The organism is Paenibacillus alkaliterrae, from assembly GCF_021532375.1.
GTDB classification, from domain to species: domain Bacteria; phylum Bacillota; class Bacilli; order Paenibacillales; family Paenibacillaceae; genus Pristimantibacillus; species Pristimantibacillus alkaliterrae.
In genome coordinates, this window is sequence record NZ_JAKGAP010000120.1 from 1 (window position 1) to 4,063 (window position 4,063).

Consider the following 4,063-nt stretch of genomic DNA (forward strand, 5'->3'; position numbering starts at 1 on the left):
CTCACTTAGCACGGTTCTGCGAATCAATTGACTGGCATGCTCAGCTGACTCTTCCTCCCAAATCTCCCAACCGACAATTTTGCGACTATACAAATCTAGCACGAGATAAAGGTAGAAGAACAAGCCTTTAACCGGCCCTGGCAGTGAAATAAGAGATGGGGAAATAGTCCGACTACGCCCTGCCTCTTACTTCACGTCCTTATCTTCCCATCGGACCAGGCGGAGAAAAGAAGCAAGTTTACCTTGTGTTGTTTGAGGATGATGCAACGCGTTCGGCGTTACACGGGGAATTCAACGCCTTATTCGACCAAACCATTGTGGAGGACTGCTTTCGTAAAGCGATTCAGAAATACGGCGTTCCGGAAGCGGTCTACTTCGATCAAGGAAAGCAATACAAAACGAAATGGATGGCAAGAACGTGCTCCAAGCTGGGCATCCGCCTTCTATTTGCTAAGCCCTACTCGCCAGAATCGAAAGGTAATGAGAAGTTTGGTGTAATGAGAAGTCGGCATGAAAAAGGCATAACCTCACAGGCCTTTTTACATGTCAACTTCCCATTATACTTTCATTTACTTACCCAGGCCTTTTAGCCAGTTCATTAATCCGGCATTGCTCTGCCATTCTGGAAGCTTGTCCGATACGACGTTGTTTGTACTTTTCTCTAATGCTTTCCTCTTCATTTCACCATCAATCCTTGCGTAAATTTCTGTTGTCTGGATGTCCACGTGTCCAAGAAAATCACGGATGTAGATCAGATTAACCCCAGACTGCAGTAAATGAACAGCTTTGCTGTGTCTATAGCAGTGGGGTGACAACTTGTCCGGGAATAATTCAGGCGCTTTTTGTATCGCTTCATCCGCATATTTTTTAACAATATAGGAGATTCCTTCACGAGTCAGTTTACTTTTCGAACGATTCTGAAACAATGGGTAATCCCGCGCACAGGGATCTGTCCAACCATTTTCGATCAGATATTGTTCCAGAAGTGTTGCCATAGGTTTCATTAGGGGAACTATTCTGCTTTTCCTTCCTTTTCCAGTAAGTTTAACGGTTGCTGGTTTGGCTACTCTTACATCGGAAACTCGTAAATCAGCAAGCTCTTGTACCCTGGCTCCAGAGTCATATAATAGACTTAATAAAACCAGATCTCGCCTACCTTCCTTGGTTTTACTATCAGGTGTCTCCAGCAAATATTTCATGGCATCCAGCGTCATATATTCGACGGTTGCCTTTTTCGCTTTCTTTACCGGGATGGCGAGAATTTGTTGCGCCGGATAGATGTAATCGGGAAATTCGATCTGGAGATAACGGCAGAATGCATGAATCGCAGCCAGCCTCACATTACGGGTTGAAGCTTTGCAGTTTCGTTTCTTTTCAATCCAATCCAGATATTCCTCCACTAGCTTCTTGTTCAAATCCCCCAAAGTCATCTTTTCAGCAGCTATTTTTTTCTGTTCGCAGCAGAACTCAAGTAATAAATGGAAAGTGTCTCTATATGACATGATAGTATTCGGGCTAAGTCCCATTGTACCTGGCATGTATCTGGAGAGGAAACTGGTTAAATGGTATGCAAAGTCCGTTGGTTTCATTTCAGTTCCACCTCCGGGAAGATATAAGCACATGTACGGGATACCTGTTCCATCAGTTCAGGATAAGCTTCGACGGTCAATCGTACATAATGTTGTGTTGCCGCAACGGATGTATGCCCAAGGTAGGCAGATAGGATCGGCAAAGCACAATACAGGTCAATTCCGTTATTGACTTGGCTCGCTATCGTATGCACACAAAAAGTATGGCGAAGGTCATGCAGACGAGGTCCTTTTCCCTTGCCACCATGGGAGATCCCAGCTTTCCACAAAAGTTCCCTGAAACTTTTATAGACCGTACTATGGTTTAGTGGTGTTCCCTTTTTGAGCCTGAGAAAATAGTTCTCGGACTCTGAATGCCTGCTTAATTTACGGGTATATTGCATACACATTTCCCGGAGGCTCTCGGACATGGGAATTAGCCGATCTTTATTGAATTTAGATTCTCGGATGAATAGAACTCCTGTATGAAGATCCACATCGGATACCTTCAGATGGATGGCCTCGGAAATCCGAAGTCCACAACAATAAAGCAATCGAAATAATAAGGGATAACTGTCATGTTTATTGGAGAGAGGATGAGGAAGAATGGAATCACACGCTTTGAAGAAGCATTCGATTTCATCGTGAGTAAATATATAGGGTACAAAGTCCCCACGACTGACTTTGCGTTTCCCCAGTGGAATAAACGCATCGTATCCCTTGTCCTGCAGGTATAATGCAAACTGACGCAAGTCACTGGAACGATGCTCCCATGTCTTTACTCCTTCGTTTTTTCTTCTTGCCGTCCAATCCAATACTAATTGCCTGGAAAGCGACTTATTTACAATGTCATAGTGCAGTGAGAACTCAGAAAATCTACGGAGATTGGCAGGAGTGGTGTCATATTTATAGCCTAAATTCCTTTTGAATCTCACGTAATCCAAGAGTAACTCCTTAAATTCACCTACGAATGCTTCTTCTTTTTTCACGTTCAGAACACCTCCTCGCCATGGTTCCAATCAAACGGAGGCGGGGTCAAGGAGCAACTTCTGAGCTGGTTAATATCTATTTTTAAATATACGGAAGTGGACGCTGTGCTGGTATGCCCTAATATTTCCGATATGACCGGCAGAGGTGTCTTGTCTTCCAGCAGCGCGCTGGCAAGACTGTGACGCAGTGCATGGGGACCATGCTTTTTGCCGTCCTGAACCTGGATTCCGGCTTTTCTCATATGATGGGTGACAATACTATGCAGTGTCGGGGCTTCCAACTTCCCCATTGGGGGAATCAGACGAAGAAAGATGGCATTTGTCGTTGTGCACTCTGGTCGCGCATACTTTAAATAATCAATGATGGCCTGACCTACATCCTCCAATAAGGGAAGAGTAATCGGTTTTTCAGTTTTTCCTTGGATCATTTCGATGGTGTTAGTATCCCATTTCAGATGTTCAAAAGACAGGTCGCATATATCTTGAGCACGCAATCCAAGTCTGGCCGCAAGTAAGATAATGGCATAATCGCGTTTTCCTTTCGGATTTCCCCGATCTATGGTTTTCAACAGCTTTTCTACATCTTCTTTCGGATAGGCAGAAGGGACTTTTGTTCTGCTTCGGTATCCATCCCGGGGTACGACATAGGCGAAATTCTTGGAGACAAAGCCTTCCTGAAACAGATAGTGAAAAAATGTACGCAGGGAGCAAAGCGTGTTATGGATGACAGCGGGTGAGTAGTTGGTGAATGTGCCGGTAAAACCAAGAACTAAAGTATTATCCAATTCACATATGCTCTTGACCTCACGGCTATGGAGATAATCAGAAAATCGGTCCAGATATATGGCGTAGGACTGCAGCGTATCTTCTGAATGCCCCTCAGTTCTACGCTTGTCGATGTAACCCTGAAATAATGCCTGAAACTGAGGATGGTAGACATGGACTTTCCGTCTTGCTTTTGCGAGAAGCATTCCGTGTTGTTGGAAGTCTGTTAGTACATTTACTGCCCGAACACAGATAGCCAGATTTCGGGGTAAATTTTTAAATACGGTAATCCCATAAGCTTCTTCCAAAAAGTTGAGTCCGGTTTTGGCATTGAGGATCTGTTCGTTTCTCTCAGTCATGTATTCCGTCAGTCTTGCCCACGTAGGAAAAAATGCTGCGATACGCATCTCGGAATACTGCGCTTCTTTCAGCGCCCCCTGTACCTTTAAAATCAATTCGTTGATTTCTAACTTCTGCTTACTCATTTGATGGCCTCCAATCTGTTTTGGCACGCATGCCTACTTCAAAGATTGGAGTATAATGAGAAGTCAAACAATATGTAATCGCTGGTAACACTTGAAACTCAACTTTAACTTCTCATTACACCAAACTTCTCATTACCTTTATAATGTGTTGCAACACATTAGAAGGGGAAAGTTGAAAATTCCGTGAAGTATGTACGACAAAATTTTATGCAGCGCAAGCATGAGCCCGGTTTGGACATGTGGAATCATGACGCCC

Annotated in this window: 3 protein-coding genes and 1 pseudogene; 1 reads left to right on the top strand and 3 read right to left on the bottom strand. The window is 44.0% G+C overall.

Going from position 1 to position 4,063, the window contains the following annotated elements; translation table 11 throughout:
• Positions 1-197 precede the first annotated feature (197 nt).
• Positions 198-491, top strand: a pseudogene (locus L1N85_RS26240) (DDE-type integrase/transposase/recombinase); the annotation flags it as partial.
• Between the two features lie 78 nt (positions 492-569).
• Here the strand turns inward: L1N85_RS26240 and L1N85_RS26245 are convergent.
• From L1N85_RS26245 to L1N85_RS26255, 3 genes are read right to left on the bottom strand one after another with little or no spacing between them, the layout of a single operon-like run.
• Complete coding sequence (locus L1N85_RS26245; protein WP_235241972.1) at positions 570-1,589, bottom strand: site-specific integrase; 1,020 nt, start codon at positions 1,587-1,589, stop codon at positions 570-572.
• Positions 1,586-2,557, bottom strand: coding sequence for a tyrosine-type recombinase/integrase (locus L1N85_RS26250; RefSeq protein ID WP_235241973.1), 972 nt, complete (start codon positions 2,555-2,557; stop codon positions 1,586-1,588). Before L1N85_RS26250 ends, L1N85_RS26245 begins: the two co-directional genes overlap by 4 nt.
• Before the next feature lie 2 nt (positions 2,558-2,559).
• The gene (locus tag L1N85_RS26255; RefSeq protein ID WP_235241974.1) at positions 2,560-3,807 is read right to left on the bottom strand and encodes a site-specific integrase; all 1,248 of its coding nucleotides are present in this window, start codon (positions 3,805-3,807) and stop codon (positions 2,560-2,562) included.
• Positions 3,808-4,063: the final 256 nt, after the last annotated feature.